This window comes from Klenkia terrae (assembly GCF_900491935.1).
In the GTDB taxonomy this organism is placed as follows: Bacteria; Actinomycetota; Actinomycetes; order Mycobacteriales; family Geodermatophilaceae; genus Klenkia; species Klenkia terrae.
In genome coordinates this window covers 2,260,203-2,281,575 of record NZ_UEXK01000004.1, presented here as the reverse complement: position 1 = coordinate 2,281,575, position 21,373 = coordinate 2,260,203, and the positions used below count along the sequence as shown (strand labels likewise).

The window sequence follows — 21,373 nt, the reverse complement described above, 5'->3', positions numbered from 1 at the left end:
GACAGGTGATGATCACCAGGTGGACAACGAGCCCTTCTTCCACGGCACGGCACGGCCGCGGCCCTGCGCCCGGGCGACCACCTCGTCGCCGGGCTGGTCGTCCGCGAGGTCGAGGGCTGGACGCGGCTGACCCCCGAGGCGCTGGCGGCCTGGCGGACCCGGCTCGCTGCGCTGCGCACGGATCCGAGCGCCAAGATCGTGGACCGACACCCGCCAATCCGGTCGTCCACTCGTGGCGGATCGGTGCCCGGTCAGCGCTCTGAACTGCACCTTCGTCTTGTCGACCGCCCGCCGAGCTAGTAAGGTATCGAACAGGTGTTCGACTACGGAGAGGGGACGAGCCTTGGGACTCGACGATGGTGTCGACCCCTTCCCCGACACCGGCATGTTCGGCACCGCCACGTTCTCCGAGGCCGTCTCCGAGGCGTGGGCGGCGCTGGACGCCGAGGTGGCGGCGACCCGGGAAGCCGAACGCGAGGACGCGCCGGCCAGGGCAGCTGTCGACAAGGCTGTCCGCACCGCGGAGCGGGAGGCCGCGCGGCAGCTGTCGATGACCGTCCCCGACGAGATCGCAGCGGTGCTGGCCGGTGCGCTCGGACTGGTCGATGCCGATGCGCCCCTGGGTGGGCCGGGTGTGGTCGCCCCGACGTTGCTGGCGCGGGTGCGCGGGCTGGCGCAGCTGGTCAACGTGGTGGACACCGCCCTCGCCCACGCCGTCCGCGCAGCGGAGAACGCGCAGGCTGCGGAGTTCGACGGGCACAAGACGATGCGGTCCTGGCTGCCCGGCCACCTCAACGTGTCCCCGGCGACCGCACGCCGGGTCGTGCGGGCCGGGCGCACCCTGGAGCAGCTGCCGCGTTGGGACGCCGCCGCCGGCGAGGGCCGGGTGACCCCCGACCAGACCGCGACCGTGGCCAAGGTGGCGACCCCCGCCCGACTGGCCGCTGCTGCCGACCTGGGTGTGGACCTGCACGGCGACGAAGGCCTGGATGCCGCCCTGCTCGGCTGCGCGATCGGTCCCACGCCCGATGCACTGACGTCGATGGTCAAGCGGGCCCTGGACTGGATCGACCCCGACGGCCCCGAACCCGACCCCACGAAGAAGCGCGAACTGCACCTGACCCCGGACGCCGACGGCGGCGGTGGCAGCATCCACGGCCGGCTGGACGCCGTGGGGTTCGAGAAGGTCACCACGGCGCTGACGGCCCACCAGCAAGCCGGCCGGATCGCCGGCGACGACCGCTCCCACGCCCAGCAGATGGGCGACGCCCTCGTCCAGCTCGCCGACAACGCCCTCGCTGCAGCGACGACTCCGATGCTGCGCACCAACCACGCCCACATCGCAGCCACCATCAGCGCCGAGGACCTGCTCGACCACCAGACCGTCACCGGCGCCGCCCGCTTGGGCTCCGGCCAGACCGTGCCCAACACCGTCGTCCAGCAGATCACCTGCGACTCGATCATCACCCGGGTGCTCTTCGGCCCCGACGGGATGCCGTTGAACATCGGCCGCGCCCAACGCCTGGTCCCCGCCCATATCCGCAGGGCCGCCGAGGCCCGCGACGGCGGGTGCGTGTTCGCCGGCTGCCCGGCCCCGACCTGGTGGTGCGACGCCCACCACGTCCTGGAATGGCTCGCCGACCACGGCGACACCAGCGTGGAGAACACCGCCCTGCTGTGCGAACGACACCACACCAAGGTCCACCACGGCTACGCCGTGGAATGGGACCCCGTCCAGGGACGATGGCGCACCCACCGCAAGGACGGCACCGAGATCATCACCGGCTACCCACCTCGGTAGGTGGGGTGCTGCCGGTCAGCTGAGGGCGTCGACCTGCTGCTGGGCGGCGTCCCGCTCGGCCTCGGCGCGCTGCAGGTCCTCGTCGGCCGCGGTCCGGTCGGCCTCGGCCTGCTCGGCCTCGCGGTCGGCGGTGGTGGCCTCGTCGGCCGCCTGCTCGGCCCGCTCCCGGGCCTGGGCCAGGGCCGTCTCCAGCTCCTCCACCCGCCCGTCGGCGTCCTCGCGGGCCCGGCGGGCAGCGTCCGCGGCCTGGGCCGCCTCCTTCGCCGCCGTCGCGGCCTGCTCGGCCTCGCCCGCCGCCTCGTCCACCGCGGACCGGGCCGACCGCAGCTCGGCCCGGGCGGTCCGCAGCTGCTCCTCGGCCTCCCGGCGCGCGGCCCGCTCGGCCTTGGCGGTGCGGGCGGCGTCCAGGTCCACCGGCGGCGGGGGCGGTGCGGCCGGCGCGGACGGCGCGGACGGACGGCGGGGCGGGCGCCCGGTGGGCGCGACGGGCTCCGGCGTCCCCAGGCCGTTGTAGGTGAGCGCCCCGGTCAGCCGGCCCTCGAGCACCTGCTCGGCGGCCGACGGGTCGGCCACGGCGGCCTTGAGGGTCTCCTCCACCTGGACGACGACCTGGTCGCTCACCGGGTGCCCGGCGCGGCGGGCCAGCTTGGCGGCCTCCCGCGCGACCGCGCGGACCACCTGCCGGCGCTGCTTGTCCAGCGCGCGCAGCTGGTCGGGGTCCAGGTCGTCCTGGGCGCGGCGGAGCAGGTCGCCGAGCTCGACGAGCTCCTGCACCTGGTCGCCGGACTCGCGCACCAGCAGGTTCACCGTCCAGGCGGCCAGCGTCGGCTTGCCCAGCTCGCCCAGCCGGCGGGCCAGGCCCTTGTCGGTGCGCTTGGCCTGCGCGACCGCGTCGGTGCGGGCGCCGATGAAGTCCGCGGGCAGCGCGGCGTAGAGCCCGTCGGCGACCTCGTCGAAGTCCACCTCCCCAGCCTAGGGAGACCCGGCGGAGGTTTGTCCGACCGCCGTCCTGATCATGAGCTGGGGCATGGAGACCGTGCACGGTCACGCGGGGGACCACGACGCGTTCACGCTGACCACCGAGGACGCCGGGGACGGCGAGGTGGTGGCCCGGGTGGCCGGGACGCTGGACTCCGCGCACGGGCCCGCCCTGCACCAGGCGCTGCTGGGGGCCCTGCGGCAGGCGCCGGAACGCCTGGTCGTGGACCTGTCCGGCGTGTCCTTCTTCGGCTCGGCCGGGGTGACCGCGCTGGTGTGGCTCAGCCAGCACCCCGAGGCCGCCGGCAAGCGGGTGCGTGTGGTGGCCACGAGCCGGGTGGTCACCGGACCGCTGGAGCTGACCGGTCTGCTGCAGCGGCTGGACGTGTCGGGGATGCCGGTGGAGTCCCGTCCGCCCGAGGACCCCACCGGGCCGGCGGTGCCGCCGTCGGTTTGACTGCGGCCATGAGCAACCGCGAGAAGGCCGAGACCCTGCTCCGTCTGCACACCGCCCCCGAGCTGCTGACCGTGGTGAACGTGTGGGACGTGATCACCGCGACCGTCGTGGCCGGCCTGCCCGCCACGAAGGCGCTGGCCACCGCCAGCCACTCGATCGCGGCGTCCTACGGCTACGCCGACGGGGAGAACATCCCGGTCGACACCATGATCGAGGCCGTGGGCCGGATCGCGGCGGCCGTGGAGGTGCCCGTGTCGGCGGACCTGGAGGCCGGCTACGGCGACGCCGGCGAGACGGTGCGCAAGGCGATCGGCGTCGGCGTCGTCGGGGCGAACCTCGAGGACCAGATGAAGCCGCTGGACCAGGCCGTCGCCGCCGTGGCCGCCGCGGTCGCCGCCGGCGAGGCCGAGGGCGTGCCGTTCGTGCTCAACGCCCGCACCGACGCCTTCGTCAAGGCCGGGGACCGCCCGAAGGCCGACGTCGTCGCCGACGCGGTCGAGCGCGGGAAGGCGTTCCTGGAGGCCGGTGCGGCCTGCGTGTTCGTGCCGGGCCTGCTCGACGAGCCGACCGTGGTGAAGCTGGTGGAGGGCATCGGCGAGCGCCGGGTGTCGGTGATCAACGTGCCCGGCTCGCTGCCGCAGGACCGGCTGGCCCAGCTCGGCGTCGCCCGGGTCTCGTTCGGCCCGTGGACCCAGCGGCTCGCGCTGACCGCCTTCGCCGACTTCGCCCTCTCGGCCACCCGCGGCGGCAACCTCCCGGCCGGCATCCGCCCCCTGAACTGACCTCCCCACCACCCACCCATCCGGCGGTGATCATGGGGTTGTGGACCGGTCGACGCGCCGGATCGGCGTGTCCAGCGGCCACAACCCCATGATCACCGCCAGGTGAGGGGTGGGTGGGTGGGTGGGTCAGGCGGCGGCGCGGGTGACGGCGGCGCAGAAGCGGGCGTGGGCGGTCGCCGTCCCGGCCAGGGGGTCGAGGACCTCGGTCCGCGCCACCCCGGCCACCGCCTCCTCCAGCCGGCGCCTCGCGCGGCGGGCCCGGCGTCTGGCCCGCAGGCCGATGAACGGCCTGGCCAGCACCGCCAGCAGCAACCCGGCCAGCAGGCCGCCGACCAGCAGCAGCGTCGGCACCGGCAGCCCCTCCACCCGCGGCAGCGGCACCAGGTCGTCGAGCTGCAGCCAGCCCAGCACGACCAGGCCGAGCAGCCACAGCACGCCGACCAGCGCGGCCGCGGTCACCGCCCACTGCAGGGCGCCGACCCCCCGCTGCCACAGCGGAGTGCGCTCGGAGCCCAGGTCGGTACCGGAGACGGCCCGGTCCAGGCGGTCGGCCAGCCGGTCGGCGTGCACCTCCGACGTGGCGCGCAGGTCGTCGGTCCAGGCCAGCGGAAGGCCCTCGCCCGCGGCGTCCCGGGCCCGGCGGACGGCGGTGGCCACCCCGGCCTCCTGCACCGACCCGACCTCGGGCAGCGAGCTGCGCCCGCCGGTGCCCAGGTGCAGGCGGCGCAGCGGGTCCGGGCGCAGCTTGCCCAGCCAGCGGACCACCGGCCAGCCGGTCGCCGCCGTCCCGGCCTTGACCGTCGAGCGCTCCACGGCGGCGGTGATCGCCGGCACCCCGGCCGCGGCGGCCAGCGCCCGGGTGAGGCCCGCGTCGTCGGTCGCCGTCCGGGTGCCGGGACCGCAGTGCACCTGCAGCGCCCGGGCGACCCCGCGGACGTCGGCGGTCAGCCGCTGGGTCGCCGCCCGGCGCTCGGCCACCCGGCGGCCCAGCAGCGCCAGCAGCTCCGGCAGGCCCTCGCCGGTGCGGCCGCTGAGGGTCAGCAGCGCGGCGTCGGCCAGACCCTCGGCGTCCAGCAGGCCGCGCAGGTCGGCCCGGCAGGCGGCCAGGTCGGCCGGCGGCAGGCGGTCGGCCTGGTTGAGCACCACCAGCAGGGTGCCGGCGTGCCCGGCCAGCGGGCGCAGGTAGCGGTCGTGGACGGCGGCGTCGGCGTACTTCTCGGGGTCCAGCACCCAGACCAGGACGTCGACCAGCTCCACCAGCCGGTCGACCTCCAGCCGGTGCTCCAGCCGCACGGAGTCGTGGTCGGGCAGGTCGAGCAGCACCAGGCCGTCCAGAGCCGGGTCGGCGTCGTGCCGGTGCCGGCGGGGCACCTCCAGCCAGTCCAGCAGCGGGTCCTGGGCCGGTCCCCACACCGTCGCGTGGGCCACCCCGGTCGTCGGACGGCGCACCCCCGGCGTGCTGACCTCGGCCCCGGACAGCGCGTTGAACAGCGTGGACTTCCCGCTCCCGGTGGCCCCGGCCAGCGCCACCACGGTGGCCTCGCCGAGCGCCTGGCGCGCACCGGCCTTGGCCAGCAGGGTGCGCGCCCGGCCCACCTCGGGCACGGCCAGCCGGCCCTCGGCGACCTCGACGGCCTCGCGCAGCCCGCCGAGCCGGTCGGCCAGCGTCGGCTCAGCCACGGGCGCGGGCCAGCTCGGCGGCGGCGTCCCGGACCGACGCGACGTCCTCGGCGGTGGCCAGGTCGGCCAGCAGCGCGGTGAACCGGGCCCGCTCCCCGGCCAGCAGGGCGGCGGTCCGCTCGTCGAGGTCCCGGCGGGCCCGCTCGGCCAGCTGCCGGACGGCGGAGTCGCCGAACACCGCCTCGAGCACCCGCTGACCCACCACGGTCGTGCCGCCGGCGACGGCCACCTCGGCGCCGGACAGGCCGGCGGTCTGGGCGAAGACGGCGACCATCACCACCGTGCCGGCCCCGTTGACCCCCCAGGACAGCAGCCGGGCCCGGGAGCGCTTGCCGGCGCCCTCGCCGCGCACCAGCTCCAGCACCGCGCCCTGCCAGTCCCGCACGGTCGCGCCGGCGGCCTCGGCGAAGTCCGGGCCCACGGTGGCCAGCTCCCTCTCCCGGCCGGCCACCAGCGCCGCGCCGCCGGGCAGCCCCCGCCAGGCGGTGACGGTGTCCTCGGCGGCGGTCTCGGCCGCCGCGCGCAGCAGCTGCTCCACCCCGGACTCCAGGGCGCCGGTGAGGTCCTCCGCCGGGGTCGCCCGGCCGGTCACCGCCGCGGTCAGCCGGTCGCGCAGCCGACCGATGCCGGCCTGCAGCGAGCGCATCCACTCCCCGGTGCCGACGAACTCCTGCCAGCGGGCCAGCACCTCACCGCGCAGCAGGGTGCCGCTGCGCACGCCGTCGTCCACGGCTGTCGCGGCCCGGTCGTAGGCGGCGTCGGCCGCGGACCGCAGCGCACCGGCCGCGGCGACCTGCTCGTCGCCGGCCGCGGCGATCCCGGTGACCCGGTCGTCCAGGCTCGCCAGCGCGCCGGCCAGGGTCTGCCGGACCACCTCGGCCCGCGCCCCGGCGTCCGCGGCCAACCCGTGCAGCCAACCGCGCAGCGGGGCGACCTCGGACTCCGGCAACCGCCCGTCCTGCAGCGGACCCTCTCGCACCACCCACAGCGTCGCCGCCGCGAGCCCGGCCCGGGCGAGCATCCCGGCCAGGTCTCCGGCCACCTCGTCCACCGCCTCCGGCGGCACCCGGTCCAGGACGACGGCCAGCGCGGTGCCGCGGTCGGCGGCGGTGCGCAGCAGGTCCCAGGGCACCGCGTCGGCGTACCGGGACGCGGTGGTCACGAAGACCCAGAGGTCGGCGGCGGCCAGCAGCTGGCCGGCCAGGTCGCGGTTGGTCTCCACCACGCTGTCCACGTCCGGGGCGTCGACCAGGGCCAGCCCCGGCGGCAGCGCCGGGCTGACGGTCACCTGCACCGGCAGCACCCGCCCGTCGGCGAACGCGGCCCGGTCGCCCGGGGCGCACACCAGCACCGGCGTCCGGGTGGTCGGCCGGAGCACGCCGGCGGTGGTCACCTCGACCCCCAGCACGCTGTTGACCAGGGTGGACTTGCCGGCGCCGGTGGAGCCGCCGACGACGGCCAGCAGCGGGGCGTCCAGGTCCTGCAGCCGCGGCAGCAGGTAGTCCTGCACCTGGTCCACCACCGAGCGCTCCGGTCCCCGACGTCCCCGGCGACGTGTGGCGGTGGCAGCTCCCCAGCGTGCACGACGCGTCCCGGGTGCGGATGGACCTGCGGGCCCGGCTGGCGCACCCGTCGCTGACCTCGTCGTCCACCGAGGACGCCCGGGAGGGACTGCTGCTGGCCTTCGAGGAGCTGGCCTCCAACGCGCTGCGGCACGGCGGCGGCGCGGTCGAGGCGGTCATCGTGGCCACCGCCGACGGGTGGATCCTCAGCCTGTCCGACGAGGCCGTCGACCGGCTGCCGGTGCCGGCCGTGGACCGCGACCCGGCGCTGGGCGGGATGGGCCTGCCGATGGTGGCGCAGCTCTCGGTGCAGCACGGCTACGCGGTCGGCGACGACCGCAAGCACGTGTGGGCCCAGCTCACGTCGGGTGTCGCCGTGCCCGGGGCCATGCCCGGACCGCGCAGCCGGCTCGGCTGAGACGGATCGGTCCGTTACCCGACCGTGACATCGGGGGTCACCGTCGGTTAGCGTCGATCCGGTGCGCCGCTCCCTGCTCGTCGTCCTCCTCGCGGCACTGCTGACCCTCGGCACCGGCCCCGCGCACGCCGCGCCGGTCGACCCGGGCCAGGTCACCGCCGCCCAGGCCGAGGTGGACCGGGTGGCCGCGCTGGTCGCCGCCGCGGAGGAGGAGCTGGCCCGCTCGACCGTGCTGGCCGAGGCCGCCGCGGACGCCGACCGGGTCGCGCAGGAGCAGCTGGTCGCCGCCCAGCAGGCCGCCGCCGGCACCGCCGCCGCCCTCGCCGACGCGCAGGCGGCCACCGTGCTCGCCGAGGACGACGTCGCGACGCTGGGCCGCGAGGCCTTCATGGGGTCGCAGACCTTCGGCACCGCCGCCGTGCTGCTGGACGCCGACAGCCCCGAGGACGTGCTGGAGCAGGCCGCGACGCTGGCCCAGCTCGGCGAGGACCGGGCTGACCGCCTGGACGCCGTGGAGCAGGTGCGCGACCAGGAGCAGGCCGCCGACACCGCCGCGCAGGAGGCCGTCGTCCAGCTGGACGCCGCGGCCACCGCCGCGGCCGAGTCCGACGCCGCCGCCCAGGCGCAGGTGGCCGCCGCCCAGGAGTCCTACGACGCGGTCACCGCGCAGAAGGCCGACCTGGACGCCCAGCTGCTGGCGGCGCAGACCGCGCTGCTGGAGGCCCAGGGCGTCGAGGACGCCGCCGAGGCGGCCGCCGCTGCCGCCGAGGCGTCGGTGGCCGCCGTGTCCGTCAGCACCGTGGGCGCCGGGTCGCTGGTCTCGGGCCGGGTCACCTCCTGCTACGGCTCCCGCTGGGGCACGGTGCACCAGGGCATCGACATCGCCGCGCCGATCGGCACCCCGATCTACGCCCCCGAGGACGGCGTGGTGCTCGACGCCGGGCCGGCCAACGGGTTCGGCCAGGCGGTCTACCTGCAGCACCAGGACGGCGTGATCACCCTCTACGGGCACGTGGACACCTTCACCGTCCGGGCCGGCCAGGTGGTTGCCGCCGGCCAGCAGATCGCCACCGTCGGCAACCGCGGCCAGTCCACCGGCCCGCACGTGCACGTCGAGACGCACTACGGCGGGCTCTACGCCGACCGCCGCAACCCCGTCCCCTGGCTCACCGCGCACGGCATCTCCGTCGGCTCCTGCGGCTGACCGACCGGGCGCAGCTCAGCCGCGGGCGCTCCAGGCGGTCCAGAGCCGGGCGTAGCGGCCACCGGCCTCGACCAGCTCGGCGTGGGTGCCCTCCTCGACCACCCGGCCGGCGGCCAGCACGACCACCCGGTCGGCCCGCGCCGCCTGGGTGAGCCGGTGCGCCACGACCAGCGTGGTCCGGCCGGCGGTGGCGGCCAGCGCGGCGTCCTCCAGGTCCCGGGCACCCGCGCTGCCGGCCTCCGCGGTGGCCTCGTCCAGGACGGCGACCGGCGGGTCGGCGAGCACCAGCCGGGCCAGCGCCAGCTGCTGCGCCTGCGGTGCGGTGAGCTCGCGCCCGCCGTCGCCCACCACGGTGTCCAGCCCCATCGCCGTCGCCCACCCGGCGCCCACGGTCTCCAGCGCGGCGACCACCTCGGCGTCGGTGGCGTCGGGCCGGGCCAGCCGGACGTCGTCGGCCAGCGACCCCGCGAACACGTGCACCTCCTGGCTGACCAGGCCCACCTGCGCGCGCAGGTCGGCCACCGGCTCGCCGTCCAGCAGCACCTGCCCGGCGGCCGGGTCCAGCCCGCCGGCGAGCACGCTGGCCAGCGTCGTCTTGCCCGCGCCGGACGCACCGACCAGGGCGACCCGCTCCCCCGGGGCCAGCGCCAGGTCGACGTCGACCAGCACCGGCGGGCCGCCGTAGGAGTGCCCGATGCCGCGCAGCTCCACGGCCGGCCGGGCCGCCGTGCGCACCCGGGGCGCCGCGGCGGCATCGGGCAGGTCGGCCACGCCGACCATCCGCACCAGGGACGCCCCGGCCGACTGCACGTCGTCGAAGGTGAACAGCAGCAGCCCCAGCGGGCCGAACAGCCGGTGGAACAGCAGCGCCGCCGTCGTCACCGCGCCGACGGTGACGTCGCCGGAGCGGACGAGGAAGAAGCCGACCCCGAGGACGGCGGCCAGGCCCAGGTACTCGGCCCGGTTCATCCGCCAGCCGAAGTCGGTGAACAGCCGGAAGACCCCGAGGGTGATGCCCAGCGCCGAGGCGGACCGGTCGTCGACCACCGCCCGGTGCCGGGCCTCGTCGGCGTAGGCGTGCACGGTGTCCGCGCCCTGCACCGAGCTGACCAGCGCCTGCGACCGCTCGCCCATCGCCACCCGCTCGGCGGCGTACCGGGGGGCCGACCGCGGCAGGTACCAGCGCAGCGCGGTGACGTAGAGCGGCAGCGCGACCATCCCGGCCAGCGCGAGCCGCCAGTCCAGCGCACCCAGGCCGACCAGGGTGAGCAGCACCGTCAAGCCGGCGCCGGCCACCTGCGGCAGCGCGCTGGTCACCGCGTCGGCCACCTTGGCCACGTCGTCGCCGACCCGGGACAGCAGGTCGCCGCCGCGCACCCGGTCGAGGGTGGCCGAGGGCAGGTGCAGCGCCCGGTCGACCACCTTCTCCCGCAGCCGGGCCAGCACCGTCTCGCCCAGCCGGGCGATGAGGACCGCGGACAGCCCGGTCAGCACGGCCGACAGCAGCGCGGCGCCCAGCAGGGCCCACACGAAGGGCCAGATCGTGCCCTCACCGCGGTCCACCGCGTCGACCAGCCGGCCCAGCACCGTCGGGGCGATCAGCCCGGCCGCCGCCGCGCAGACCGCCGTGAGGGCGGTCAGCGACGCGGCCAGCGGCCGGGCGCGCAGCTCGTCGGCCACCACCCGCCCGGCCCGGCGCCCGGTGGCGACCGGGAGCAGCTGGTCGGTCACCGGAGCACCGCCGCGGCGTAGTCCGGGTGTTCGGCGAGCTCGCCGTGGGTGCCGGTCGCGTCCACCACGCCGCCGCGGAGCACGACCACCCGGTCGCAGCGACCGAGCAAGGCGGGGCTGCTGGTGACCAGCACCGTCGTCCGGCCGCGGCGCAGCCCGGTCAGCCCGGCGGCGATCTCCTCCTCGGTGACCGCGTCGACCGCCGTCGTCGGGTCGTGCAGCACCAGCACGGCCGGCCGGCGGAGCAGCGCCCTCGCCAGGCCCACCCGCTGGCGCTGCCCGCCGGACAGCGACCGGCCGCGGTCGGCGACCGGCAGCTCCAGGTCGGCGAGGTCGGCGGCGCCCGCGGCGGTCAGCGCGGCGAGCAGCTCGTCGTCGGCGGCGTCGCCGGAAGGGTCGACGGCGCTGCGCAGCGTGCCCTCGAAGAGCACCACGACGTGCGGCTCGACCAGCACCCGAGCCCGGACCGCGGCGGGGTCCAGCCCGGCGACGTCCTCGTCGTCGAGCAGCAGCTCACCGGGGCGGACCGGACGCCGCCCGGCCAGCAAGCCGACGAGGTCCTCCGCGTCGGCGGGGTCGGGGGCGACCACGCCGACCAGGGAGCCCGGTTCCACGTGGAACCCCGCCGCCGGCAACGCGAGGGCGCCGGGTCCGGGCCGGGGTGCGCGGCCGGCGGGGGGCAGCGGCTCCGCGGTGAGGACGCCGACCACCCGGGCGGCCGAGGCGCGGGCCTCGGCCACCTTCTGCCCTGCGAAGCCCAGCAGCCCGACCGGCTCGGCGAGGAACTGGGCCAGCCCGACCACGGTGACCAGCTGGCCGACGGAGAGCTGGCCGTCCAGCGCCAGGGCGCCGGCGACCCCGGCCACGGCGAGCAGGAACAGGCCGCTGCCCAGCACCGTCGTCCCCTGGTAGGTGCCGATCGCGCCGGCCGACCGCAGGGTCGAGGCCAGCGCGGTCGCGCTGGTGCGCCGGTACCGGGCGGTGGCCGCGTCCTCGGCCCCGATGCCGCGCAGCACCCGGGCGCCCCGGACCAGGTCGGTGGCCAGCCCGGCGGTGCGGGCGACGTCCGCCTGCTGGGGGGCGGTGCGCCGGGTCAGCCACGGCGACAGCAGCTGCAGCAGGCCGACCAGCAGCGGGGCACCCAGCAGCACCCCGATGCCCAGCGGCACGCTGATCGTGAGCAGGCTGACCGCCGCGACGGTGAGCGCCGCCGTGCCGGCGACCACCAGCGAGGCCGCCTCGATCACCCGGCCGGTCTTCTCCGCGTCGTTGGTCGCGATGCTCAGCAGCTCGCCGGTCGGCGGGGCGCCGCGCAGGCCGTGCGGGTCGAGCACCCGCGCGGCGATCTCCACCCGCAGCTGGTGGGTCTCGGTGAACCAGCCGGTCACCACGTGCCGGGCCCCGTAGCGGTAGGCCTGCGACAGGACGACGAAGAGCAGGGCGGTCGCGCCGAGGGAGGCCACGAGCGCCGGCAGCGACCCGGTGGCCACCGCCCGGTCGATCGTCACGCCGATGGCGACCGGGACCAGGGCCTCGCAGGTCTGGTGCAGGGACAGCAGGACCGTGGCCCAGCCGAGCCGGCGCGGGTGCCGCCGGAGGGAGCGCCGGAGCAGCGCGCCCGGGGTGCTGGGGTGGGGGTCCATGGTGAGGGCACCCTAACCCAGCGTCAGGGGCGGCTCAGCCGTGGTGACCGCGCCGCTGCACCCGGGCGACGACGCGCTGCGTCCGGCTGGGGGTCTGCTCCGGGTCGAGCAGCTCGGTGTCGGCCAGCACGGTGTCGATCAGCCCCTGCTCCGGGATCTCGAAGGGCTGCAGCGAGCGGCCGGTCGTCGTCCGCAGGCTCTCCACCGCGGCGAGCAGCGACCCGTCGTGGGCCGCCACGGCGGCGGCGACGTCGTCCGGACCGACGGCCAGGTGCTCGGCGAGCAGGCGGTCCCGCATGCCGAGGACGGCGGCGGCGATCTCGTCTCGCCGGGGGTCGTCGGCGGCGGCCTCGATGGTGAGGTCGCACTCGGTGTCCAGGCCCATCGACCGGTTGTTCAGGTTCGAGGACCCGATCCGCAGCAGGCGGTCGTCGACGACGCAGACCTTGGCGTGCACGTAGATCGGCGTCCGGCTGGCGGTGACCGGGACGTAGAGCCGGAACCGGCCGTGCACGTCGGCCTCCCGCACCCGGGCCAGCAGCTTGGCGCGGGCGGTGCCCATCGCCTTCTCCTCCAGCCACCCGTCGGCGGTCTCGGGGTTGACCACGACGAACTCGGGGCCGTCGGCCTCGCCCAGCCGGGCGATGATGGCCTCGGCGACCCGGCGGTTGGCGAAGTACTGGCTCTCGATGTAGACCGCGGTGGTCGCGCTGGCGATCATGGCCAGCCACAGGTCCTCGATCTCGTGCACCAGCTCCCACTCGCGGTGCTGCGGGCGGGTGCGCGAGATGGCGACGTCCACGTCGCGCAGCAGCACCGGGACCTGCTCGGGCCACTCCTGCTCGACGTCGTCGACGGGGTCCAGCTGCTCGCCGGTGCCGGCCGCCCAGCGACGGCGGGCGAGCTCGCCGAGCGCCTTGGCCGCCGGACCGGACACCATGCTGGTGACGTCGTGCCACGGCTGGGTCGACCGGCGCGAGCGCGGCCGGTGCCGGTACCGGTTGCGGTCGGCGTGGTCGGAGTCGTCCCAGCGGTCGGCGGTGACGTCGATGCCGCCGGCGAAGGCGAGGCTGTCGTCGACCACCACGATCTTCTGGTGGTGCGCCCCGCCCAGCGGGTGGTGCGCGTCGACCTTCATCTGGAACCGGTCGGACGTGCGCCGGTTGAGCAGCACGATGGGCACCAGACCGCGGCCGAGGGCCTCGAGCATGCCCAGGTCCCACTGCAGCACGCCGACGAACAGGCCCGGGTTGGCCTCGACGGCGGCCTCGAGCACCCGGCCGACGCGGTCGTCGCGCCCCCGGCCCGGGGTGCGCGGGTCCAGCCGGATCCGCGGGTCGAAGTCCCACCCGATGAACAGCACCTGCCGCTTCGCCCGCAGCACGACCTGCTTGAGGGTGGCGAAGTAGTCGGCGGCGTCGACGAACACCGCGTGCTCGCGGGCCCGCTCGACCCGCCACACGGTCTCGCCCGGCTCGAGCACGCTGCCGCGCCACGGCGCCGGGTCGACCGGCTCCCGCGGACTGGGGACGACGGCGGCGAAGCCGTCGGTGTCCGGGTCGGTGGTGCTGGTCCCGTCGGAGCTCACGCGGTCTTCCGGCCGTAGGCGGCCGCGGCGTCGCGCAGGCTCTTGGTCGGGCGCAGCCAGGCACCCTCGACCGGCAGCGAGTCCAGCCGGACCCGGTCCAGCGGGGCGGCGAAGGCCCCGGGCACGTCCTCGATGTCGACGAAGTGCAGCAACTCGGAGCTGCTGGCGTAGCCGGCGACCTCGCTGAACGCGACCACCACGACGTCGGTGCCGGTGCGCGCCAGCTCCTCCAGCGGCTCGCGGAAGTTGCGGCCGTCGCCGGAGAAGACGACCAGGCGGCGCAGCGAGTGGCTGTGCGCGCGGACCTCGATGTGGTCGAGCATCGACTGGTCGATGTCGTCGTCGGGGCGGCTCTTGGGCCGGGCGAAGACCGAGTACCCGAAGCTGCGCAGGGCCTCGACCCAGCCGCGCAGCGTGGTCACGTGCTGCGGGGGCACGTTGGCGAAGACGCAGGCCTCGACCTCGTCGGCACCGCCCTGCCCGGCCTCTCCCGCACCGCCCACGAACCAGGAGGCGATCGCGTCGAAGCGCGGCCGCGAGGCCGCGGTCGGGCGGGCCCCGATGACCGTCGCGAGGGTCATGTCGATGTTCGGGGCGTCCCACACCAGCAGGTCCAGGGCGGGCCGGTCGCGGACGACCTGCCGCTCGGGCTCGGCGGTGGGCTCGGCGGTCCGGCCGGACCCGAGGTCGGGGCTCTCGATCTCCGTCGCGGTCACCGGGCCAGTGTGCCGGGTCGCACCCCCGGACGTCGCCGAGGTGGCCGGCGGCGCCACCCGGGAGGGGGGCCCGGCCGGGGAGGTGGCGCGCCGGGAGCGGCGCCGGCCGGTGGGGTCCACCCGGTCATGGTGGCAGCCGTCTCCCGGGCGCACACCCGACGGCGGTTTACAGTTCATGCACGCAGTCCGCACAGCTTCGACGGAGGAGGGGTCCTGACCGACACCTCCTGGCGGGACCGCAAGCGGGACAGGACCAGGCAGCAGATCGTCCTCGCGGCCCGTCACCTCTTCCTGACCCAGGGCTTCGACCGCACGACGGTGCAGCAGATCGCCGAGGCCGCCGACGTCGCCGTGCAGACCCTGTTCAACCACGCGGCCAGCAAGGAAGCGCTGTTCTTCCTGGACCGGGTGCCCTTCGCCGACGCCCTCACCCGGCCGGCGGAGGCGGGTGAGGAGTCGTGGGACCAGACGCTGGTCGCCCACCTCACCGAGCTGTCGATCGGCTACATGCGCTCCCTGGACGACCCCGGCAACCTGGCGATGGCCACCCAGATCGAGGCCACCCCGTCCCTGCACCGGCACGAGCGCAGCCTGCACAACCAGGTCGAGGGCGAGCTGGCCGAGGTCATCGCCGCCCACCTGCCCGACGCCGACGCCCGGCTGGGCGCCGCCGTCCTGCTGGCCACCACCCGGGTGCACGCGCACACCTACCGCCAGCACCTGATCGCCGGCGCCGTGCCGCCGCTGTGCCTGGACCAGCTCGCCGAGGTCCTGCCCGTCCGCCTGGCCCACGTGTTCGCCGTCGCCCGGCACGCGCAGCCCGCCCCGCACCCCGCGCCGGCCCGGTGAGCCCCGGCGCCGCCTTCGTCGCCGAGCTGGACCGCGGGCCCGGCGACCCGGAGCTGCTGCCCGAGCGGCTGGCCCGGGCCTGCGTCGCGGCGCTGCCGGTGGACGGCGCCGGGCTCAGCCACGCCTTCGACCCCGACCGCCGGTTGCCGCTGGGCGCCAGCGACGCGCAGGCCGTGGCCGCCGAGCAGATGCAGTTCGCGCTCGGTGACGGCCCGTGCCTGGAGGCGCAGCGGCGACGGCGTCCGCTGGCGGTGTCGGCACCGGAGCTGGCGCAGCGCTGGCCGGTCTACGCCTCGCAGCTCGCGGCGCGCACCGCCTACCGCAGCGTGCTCGCCGTGCCGGTCGGCGGGCCGCTGGCCGCCGTCACCACGCTGGACCTGTTCTGCACCGACGCCGAGGCCCCCGCCGTGCCCGACGAGGACGTCGCCGAGGTGGCCCTGCTGGTGGGCGACGCGCTGGCCGCGGACATGTCGGGCGGGCAGCACCGGCTGCTGGGTCTGCCCGACTGGTTCCACCGCCCGGCGGTGCTGGCCCGGCAGCGGGTGTGGCTGGCCGTCGCCCAGCTCAGCGGGCAGGACGGCATCAGCAACGCCGCGGCGCTGGCCGTGCTCCGGGCCCGGGCCTTCCGGCTGGACCAGGACCTGGAGACCGCGGCGGAGGGCCTGCTGCGCGGCGAGGTGCCCCCCGCCTGACCCGCTGGCAGGCTGGGCGGGTGCGCACCACCAGCAGCCGCGAGGTGTACCGGAACGCCTGGACCCGGGTCCGGGAGGACACCGTCGTCCTGGACGACGGCAGCAGCGGGATCTACGGCGTGGTGGAGAAGCCCGACTTCGCCCTGGTCGTGCCCGCGCAGGACGACGGGTTCTGGCTGGTCGAGCAGCACCGCCACCCGGTCGACCGGCGGTGCTGGGAGTTCCCGCAGGGCACCTGGCCGCGCGGGGGCGGGGGCACCCCGGAGCAGCTGGCCCGGGCCGAGCTGGCCGAGGAGACCGGGCTGCGCGCCGCCGACCTGCGCCACCTCGGCCACCTGGACGCCTCGCCGGGGCTGTCCACCCAGGGCTTCGACGTGTGGCTGGCCACCGGGCTGACCGAGGGCCCCACCGCGAGGGAGGCCACCGAGGCCGACATGGTGCACGCCTTCGTGCCCGAGACCGAGCTGGTCGCCCGCATCCGCGCCGGCGGCTTCACCGACGCGCCGTCGCTGGCCGCCTTCGCGCTGCTCCTGCTGGACCGGGCTGCGGGCTAGGGACGCCGGCCCGGCCAGCGCCGGGGCTGCCGGCGGTGGAAGGGCTGCGGGCGCAGCGGGCGCCAGTCCGCGCGGGTGAGCACGTACTCCACCTCGCCGTGCTCGGCGCCGGGCAGCGGGCCGGGCAGCTCCTCGGTGTAGGTGCGGCGCCAGCTCAGGCCGACCTTCTCCATCACCCGCCGGGACCCGGTGTTCACCGCCATCGTGGTGGCGACCACCTCGTCGGTGTCGGTGCCGGCGAACACGGCGTCCACGAGCGCCCGGGCACCCTCGGTGGCCAGGCCGCGGCCCCAGCAGGCCCGCCGCAGCCGGTAGCCCAGCTCGACCGAGGCCACCGGGTCGGTCACCATCGGGCGCAGCTCGAACCAGCCGACGAAGTCGTCGGTCGCCCGGTCCTCCGCGGCCCAGTAGCCCAGCGGCACCGGCCCGTGGTCGGCCAGCAGCCGCGGCAGGTCCAGCCCGCGCACCCGGGCGGGGGGCACCGGGTGGCCGGTGCCCAGGTGGCGCATGACCTCGGGGTCCCCGTGCAGCGCGACGACGTCGTCGCCGTCGGCGGGACGGACCGGTCGCAACCGCAGCCGGGGGGTGAACAGCGGCGGGACGACGGTCCCGGTGCTCGGCCCGGGCACCGGCAGCAGGGCGCGCGGGGGCACCGGTCGCCACCTGCCGTCGATCGCCATCCCCACCACGCTAGACCCGGCAGGCCGCACAGCCGGTGACCACGGCCGTGCACGTCGTGTCGGAACGCCGCCGTTCAGCGCCGGCGCCGCCACCACCGCCGCGCAGCCGGCGGCTCGGGCTCGGGAGCCGGCTCCGGATCCGGTGCGGGCGGACGGCTGGCCCACCACTCCGCCACCCGCTCCTCCTCGTCGTGCATCCGCACGACCAGGGGTGGGCCGTCCAGCGGGGTGCGCCACGCGGCGGCCACCCGGTCGTTGAACTCCCGGACGGCGGCCCGGACCCGCTCCTCCGACGTCAGCGCCGCCAACCGTCCGGGCAGGTCGTCCCGCTCCCGGCCCAGCGCGAGGGAGGGCGGCAGGAAGGAGGCGTCCGGCACCTGGCGGCGGGCCCAGGCCAGCGCCCAGGCGTAGGCGTCCTCGGGACCATCCCGCTTCGGCAGCGGCTTCCCCGACCCGGGCAGGTCGGCGAACGCACCGCGCTCGGCCGCCGTACGGATCTGGTGCTCGACCCAGGTCTCGACGGACATCCCGTCGGGCTTGCGCTCGGTCACCTCCCCGAGTTTCCCACCCTCAGGCGGGCGCGACCACCGCGCGGTCGACGATCTCGGTGACCGCCGTCCCGGCCGGCAGGGTGCCCAGCACCGAGCCCCAGTCCCCACCCAGCCGGGTCGCGCAGAACGCGTCGGCCACCGACCCCGGCGAGTGCTGCAGCAGCAGCGAGCCCTGCAGGCACAGCGCGAGCAGACCGGCGATCCGCCGGGCCCGCAGCGGCAGGTCGGCCGGGTCGGCGAGCTCGGCCTGCAGCCGGGCGACCGCGGCGTCGAACCGGTCGTCGACGCCGGCCGCGGCCTCGACCTCGGCCAGCACCGCGGCCACCGACGCCGACTCCCGGTCCAGCGCCCGCAGCACGTCCAGGGCGATCACGTTCCCGCTGCCCTCCCAGATCGAGTTCAGCGGCGACTGCCGGTACAGCCGGGGCAGCACCGACTCCTCGACGTACCCGTTCCCGCCGAGCACCTCCAGCGCCTCGGCGACGACGGCGGGGGTGCGCTTGCAGACGTGGAACTTCGCCGCCGCCCCGGCCAGCCGCAGGAAGTCGGTCTCCCCGGCGTCCTGGGCCGCGGCCAGCCGGATCGCCAGCGCGGTCGCTGCCTCGCTCTCCACCGCCACGTCGGCCAGCACGTTCTGCATGAGCGGCTGGTCGACCAGCCGGGCACCGAAGGCCGACCGGTGGGTGGCGTGGTGCAACGCCTGGGTCAGCGCGGCCCGCACGGTCGACGCCGAGCCCAGCACGCAGTCCAGCCGGGTGGTGGTGACCATCTCCAGGATGGCCCGCACCCCGCGCCCGGGCTCCCCCACCAGCCAGCCGACGGTGCGGTCGAACTCGACCTCCGAGGAGGCGTTCGAGCGGTCGCCGAGCTTGTCCTTGAGCCGCTGCAGCCGGAACACGTTGCGCTCGCCGTCGGGCAGCATCCGCGGCACCAGGAAGCAGGAGACGCCCTCCTCGGTCTGCGCCAGCACCAGGAACAGGTCGCTCATCGGCGCCGAGGTGAACCACTTGTGCCCTGTCAGGTGGTAGGTCCCGTCGATCCGGGCGACCGCCTTGGTCGTGCCGGCCCGCACGTCGGAGCCACCCTGCTTCTCCGTCATCCCCATGCCGGCGACCAGGCCCGCCTTGGACCGCGGGTCGGCCAGGCCGAACTCGTAGGACGTCGAGGTCAGCCCCGGCTCGAACACCACGGCCAGCTCGGGGGCCCGGCGCAGCGCCGGGACGACGGCGTAGGTCATCGTCACCGGGCAGCCGTGCCCGGCCTCGACCTGGGTCCAGCCCAGGTAGCCCACCGCGCGGCGCACGTGGGCGTGGGCGTCCCCGGCCTCGGCCAGCGCCCACGGGGTGCCGGCCAGCCCGTGGCCGACCGCGGCACCCATCAGGTCGTGCCAGGCCGGGTGGAACTCCACCTCGTCGATGCGGTGGCCGGTGCGGTCGTGGGTGCGCAGCCGCGGCGGGTTCTCGTTCGCCAGCCGCCCCCACTCGGCGGCCTGCTCGCTACCGGCCAGGGCGCCGAGGTCCTCCAGGGAGTCCAGGGTCAGCGGGTCGGCGTGCCGCAGGCAGGCCTCGACGAGCGCGGTGTCGCCCGCGATCGGGTCGTGCCCGACGAGCGGCGGGACCTGGTTGGTGACCGTGTGGGTGCTGCTCACCCCGCGACGGTACGGCGGGTCAGCGACGGGTCAGCGGCGGACCAGCCGCTGCAGGGCCGCCGCGGCCAGCGGGACGTAGCCGACGACCAGCGGGAACGGGCCCGACACCCGCAGGCCGGTCGTCGTCCCGCCCTCGGGGCCGCTGCGCACCCAGTGCATGAGCTGCATCGTGCCCACGCCGATGTCGGCCGACCACAGCCACTCGCGGGCCGCGTCGTCCACCGCGTCCACCACGAACGGCGCCGAGACGCCCAGCGGCCCCAGCACCCGGCCGGTGACACCGGGGTCGATCCGCACCGCGTCGGTGTCGACCCCGCGGATCTGCGGCGACCAATCCGACCACCGGGCCGGGTGCAGGTAGCGGTCCCACGCCTCGTCGGGGTGGACCGGACCGGTCGCGTGCAGCCGCATGGAGCTCATGGCCCCACTCTGCCCGCTCCGTTCCACGTGGAACCGTCAGGCGGGCGGGCCGCCCAGCAGCAGCGAGCGCAGCAGGTGCATGCCCACGGTCACGGTCCGCTTCCGGAAGGCCGCCCGGTCCCCGGGGACCACCAGCGAGCGGGTGAGGACGCCGTCCGGGCCGACCGCGCACAGGTGCACGGTGCCCACCGGCTTGTCCGGGCTGCCCCCGCCCGGACCGGCGATCCCGGTGACGCCGATGCCGACGTCGGCGCCGAACCGGCTGCGCGCCCCGTCGGCGAGCTGGCGGGCCACCTCGGGGCTCACCGCGCCGACCGTCGCCAGCGTCTGCGCCGACACCCCGAGCAGCTCCTGCTTGGCGGTGTTCGAGTACGAGACCACCCCGCCGGGCACCCAGGCCGACGCACCGGGCCGGTCGATCAGCCGGGCCACCAGCTGGCCGCCGGTGCAGGACTCGGCGGTGGCCACGGTCAGCCCGCGGGACCCCAGGGCGGCGGCGAGCAGGGTGTCCCCGTCAGGGCCCTCGCTGACCAGGGTGCCGCCGAAGTCGGCGCGCACCGCGTCGACCAGCCGCTGGTAGGCCGCGCCCGCCGCCGGGGCGTACCGGGTGACGATCTCGAGCTCGCCGTCCCGCAGGCAGGTGGTGATCTCCAGGCCGGCCAGCTGGTCGTCGACCCGGCGCAGGGTGGCGGCGAGCGCAAACTCCGGGGTGCCCCACAGCCGCAGGGTGTCCTGCCGCAGCTCCTCGGCCCGGTCCAGCACCGCGCGCACCGGGGCGGCGGCCAGCGCGGCCGGCCACATGGCCTGCAGCTCCGTCGGCGGTCCGGGCAGCACGACGACCGGCGGGCCGTCGCCCTGCGCGGGCGGGACGACGAGACCCGGCGCGGTGCCCACCGGCTCCAGCACCAGCGCACCGGCCGGCACCCGGGCCTGCTTGCGGGTGCCCTCCCGGGTCGCTGCTTCCTGGTCCCGCCCACCCCTGGCCCAGCCGCGGCGGGCCATCAGCCGGTCGACGATCGCCCCGATCCGGTCCGCCAGCTCCTCGTCCACCGCGGACGCCCGCCCGCAGAAGTCCCCGACCACCTGGGCGGTCAGGTCGTCGGCGGTCGGACCCAGCCCGCCGGAGGTGAGCACCAGGTCGTTGGTCGCCGACAGGTAGGCCAGCGCCGAGTGCAGGTCCTCGGGTCGGTCGCCGACCACCACCACCTGGCCGACGTCCAGGCCCAGGCGCCGGAGCTGCTCGGCCAGCCACGGTCCGTTGCGGTCGGTGACCCGGCCGGTGAGGACCTCGGTCCCGGTGACGACGATGCCTGCGCGTGCTCCCACCGCGCCGACAGTAGGCGCCGATACGGTGGCCCGCGTGAGCCAGCCGCCGTACCCGCCGCAGCCCCAGCCGGATCCCCCGCAGCAGCCAGAAGA

The 21,373-nt window shown here is 76.5% G+C and carries 20 protein-coding genes; 8 read left to right on the top strand and 12 right to left on the bottom strand.

What is annotated here, in order from left to right; genetic code table 11:
• Positions 1-343 precede the first annotated feature (343 nt).
• Positions 344-1,801, top strand: a complete 1,458-nt coding sequence (locus tag LFA75_RS11620; protein ID WP_225233797.1) for an HNH endonuclease signature motif containing protein — start codon at positions 344-346, stop codon at positions 1,799-1,801.
• Between the two features lie 15 nt (positions 1,802-1,816).
• Here LFA75_RS11620 and LFA75_RS11615 read toward each other — a convergent pair whose 3' ends face one another.
• The gene (locus LFA75_RS11615) at positions 1,817-2,764 is read right to left on the bottom strand and encodes a hypothetical protein (RefSeq protein ID WP_225233796.1); all 948 of its coding nucleotides are present in this window, start codon (positions 2,762-2,764) and stop codon (positions 1,817-1,819) included.
• A 52-nt stretch (positions 2,765-2,816) separates the two neighbouring features.
• Between LFA75_RS11615 and LFA75_RS11610 the strand changes: the two genes are divergently transcribed.
• On the top strand, positions 2,817-3,236 hold the full coding sequence (locus tag LFA75_RS11610; RefSeq protein WP_225233795.1) for an STAS domain-containing protein: 420 nt from the start codon (positions 2,817-2,819) through the stop codon (positions 3,234-3,236).
• Positions 3,237-3,244: 8 nt separating this feature from the next.
• Entirely contained in the window at positions 3,245-4,018 is a 774-nt protein-coding gene (locus LFA75_RS11605; protein ID WP_225233794.1) for an isocitrate lyase/PEP mutase family protein, read from the top strand.
• Between the two features lie 126 nt (positions 4,019-4,144).
• Here the strand turns inward: LFA75_RS11605 and LFA75_RS11600 are convergent, their stop codons facing one another.
• Together LFA75_RS11600 and LFA75_RS11595 are read right to left on the bottom strand one after the other, a co-directional pair.
• Positions 4,145-5,698, bottom strand: a complete 1,554-nt coding sequence (locus LFA75_RS11600) for a GTPase (RefSeq protein WP_225233793.1) — start codon at positions 5,696-5,698, stop codon at positions 4,145-4,147.
• A complete protein-coding gene (locus LFA75_RS11595; RefSeq protein WP_225233792.1) occupies positions 5,691-7,220 on the bottom strand; it encodes a GTPase domain-containing protein in 1,530 nt (509 codons plus the stop codon). Before LFA75_RS11595 ends, LFA75_RS11600 begins: the two co-directional genes overlap by 8 nt.
• A 56-nt stretch (positions 7,221-7,276) precedes the next feature.
• Here LFA75_RS11595 and LFA75_RS11590 point away from each other — a divergent pair, with 56 nt between their 5' ends.
• On the top strand, positions 7,277-7,678 hold the full coding sequence (locus LFA75_RS11590; protein ID WP_225233791.1) for an ATP-binding protein: 402 nt from the start codon (positions 7,277-7,279) through the stop codon (positions 7,676-7,678).
• 61 nt (positions 7,679-7,739) lie between these two features.
• Positions 7,740-8,882 carry a M23 family metallopeptidase gene (locus LFA75_RS11585; protein ID WP_225233790.1) on the top strand — a complete coding sequence of 381 codons (1,143 nt, stop codon included), beginning with the start codon at positions 7,740-7,742 and terminating at the stop codon, positions 8,880-8,882.
• A gap of 15 nt (positions 8,883-8,897) precedes the next feature.
• Here the strand turns inward: LFA75_RS11585 and LFA75_RS11580 are convergent, their stop codons facing one another.
• The 4 genes from LFA75_RS11580 to LFA75_RS11565 are packed head-to-tail and all read right to left on the bottom strand — an operon-like array spanning position 8,898 to position 14,560.
• Positions 8,898-10,613 carry an ABC transporter ATP-binding protein gene (locus LFA75_RS11580; RefSeq protein ID WP_225233789.1) on the bottom strand — a complete coding sequence of 572 codons (1,716 nt, stop codon included), beginning with the start codon at positions 10,611-10,613 and terminating at the stop codon, positions 8,898-8,900.
• Positions 10,610-12,256, bottom strand: coding sequence for an ABC transporter transmembrane domain-containing protein (locus tag LFA75_RS11575; RefSeq protein ID WP_225233788.1), 1,647 nt, complete (start codon positions 12,254-12,256; stop codon positions 10,610-10,612). The genes LFA75_RS11580 and LFA75_RS11575 overlap by 4 nt, the downstream gene beginning before the upstream one ends.
• Before the next feature lie 34 nt (positions 12,257-12,290).
• The gene (locus LFA75_RS11570) at positions 12,291-13,844 is read right to left on the bottom strand and encodes a phospholipase D-like domain-containing protein (protein ID WP_225233787.1); all 1,554 of its coding nucleotides are present in this window, start codon (positions 13,842-13,844) and stop codon (positions 12,291-12,293) included.
• Positions 13,841-14,560 carry an NYN domain-containing protein gene (locus LFA75_RS11565; RefSeq protein ID WP_225233786.1) on the bottom strand — a complete coding sequence of 240 codons (720 nt, stop codon included), beginning with the start codon at positions 14,558-14,560 and terminating at the stop codon, positions 13,841-13,843. The genes LFA75_RS11570 and LFA75_RS11565 overlap by 4 nt, the downstream gene beginning before the upstream one ends.
• Before the next feature lie 126 nt (positions 14,561-14,686).
• Here LFA75_RS11565 and LFA75_RS11560 point away from each other — a divergent pair, with 126 nt between their 5' ends.
• From LFA75_RS11560 to LFA75_RS11550, 3 genes are read left to right on the top strand one after another with little or no spacing between them, the layout of a single operon-like run.
• Positions 14,687-15,409: a TetR/AcrR family transcriptional regulator gene (locus LFA75_RS11560; protein ID WP_225233785.1), complete on the top strand. Its 723-nt coding sequence runs from the start codon at positions 14,687-14,689 to the stop codon at positions 15,407-15,409.
• Entirely contained in the window at positions 15,406-16,101 is a 696-nt protein-coding gene (locus LFA75_RS11555; protein WP_225233784.1) for a GAF domain-containing protein, read from the top strand. Before LFA75_RS11560 ends, LFA75_RS11555 begins: the two co-directional genes overlap by 4 nt.
• Before the next feature lie 20 nt (positions 16,102-16,121).
• Complete coding sequence (locus LFA75_RS11550; protein ID WP_225233783.1) at positions 16,122-16,655, top strand: NUDIX domain-containing protein; 534 nt, start codon at positions 16,122-16,124, stop codon at positions 16,653-16,655.
• On the opposite strand, the gene LFA75_RS11545 is transcribed toward LFA75_RS11550, so the two are convergent.
• The 5 genes from LFA75_RS11545 to LFA75_RS11525 form a co-directional block, all read right to left on the bottom strand.
• Positions 16,652-17,335, bottom strand: a complete 684-nt coding sequence (locus tag LFA75_RS11545; protein ID WP_225233782.1) for a GNAT family N-acetyltransferase — start codon at positions 17,333-17,335, stop codon at positions 16,652-16,654. The two genes, LFA75_RS11550 and LFA75_RS11545, sit on opposite strands and share 4 nt — an antisense overlap.
• A 74-nt stretch (positions 17,336-17,409) precedes the next feature.
• Positions 17,410-17,886 carry a DnaJ family domain-containing protein gene (locus tag LFA75_RS11540; RefSeq protein WP_225233781.1) on the bottom strand — a complete coding sequence of 159 codons (477 nt, stop codon included), beginning with the start codon at positions 17,884-17,886 and terminating at the stop codon, positions 17,410-17,412.
• Between the two features lie 19 nt (positions 17,887-17,905).
• Positions 17,906-19,534 (bottom strand): acyl-CoA dehydrogenase family protein, encoded by a 1,629-nt coding sequence (locus tag LFA75_RS11535; RefSeq protein WP_225233780.1) that lies wholly within the window; start codon positions 19,532-19,534, stop codon positions 17,906-17,908.
• Positions 19,535-19,564: 30 nt separating this feature from the next.
• The gene (locus LFA75_RS11530; RefSeq protein ID WP_225233779.1) at positions 19,565-19,954 is read right to left on the bottom strand and encodes an SRPBCC family protein; all 390 of its coding nucleotides are present in this window, start codon (positions 19,952-19,954) and stop codon (positions 19,565-19,567) included.
• Between the two features lie 36 nt (positions 19,955-19,990).
• Positions 19,991-21,280, bottom strand: a complete 1,290-nt coding sequence (locus LFA75_RS11525) for a competence/damage-inducible protein A (protein ID WP_225233778.1) — start codon at positions 21,278-21,280, stop codon at positions 19,991-19,993.
• Between the last annotated feature and the right edge of the window lie 93 nt (positions 21,281-21,373).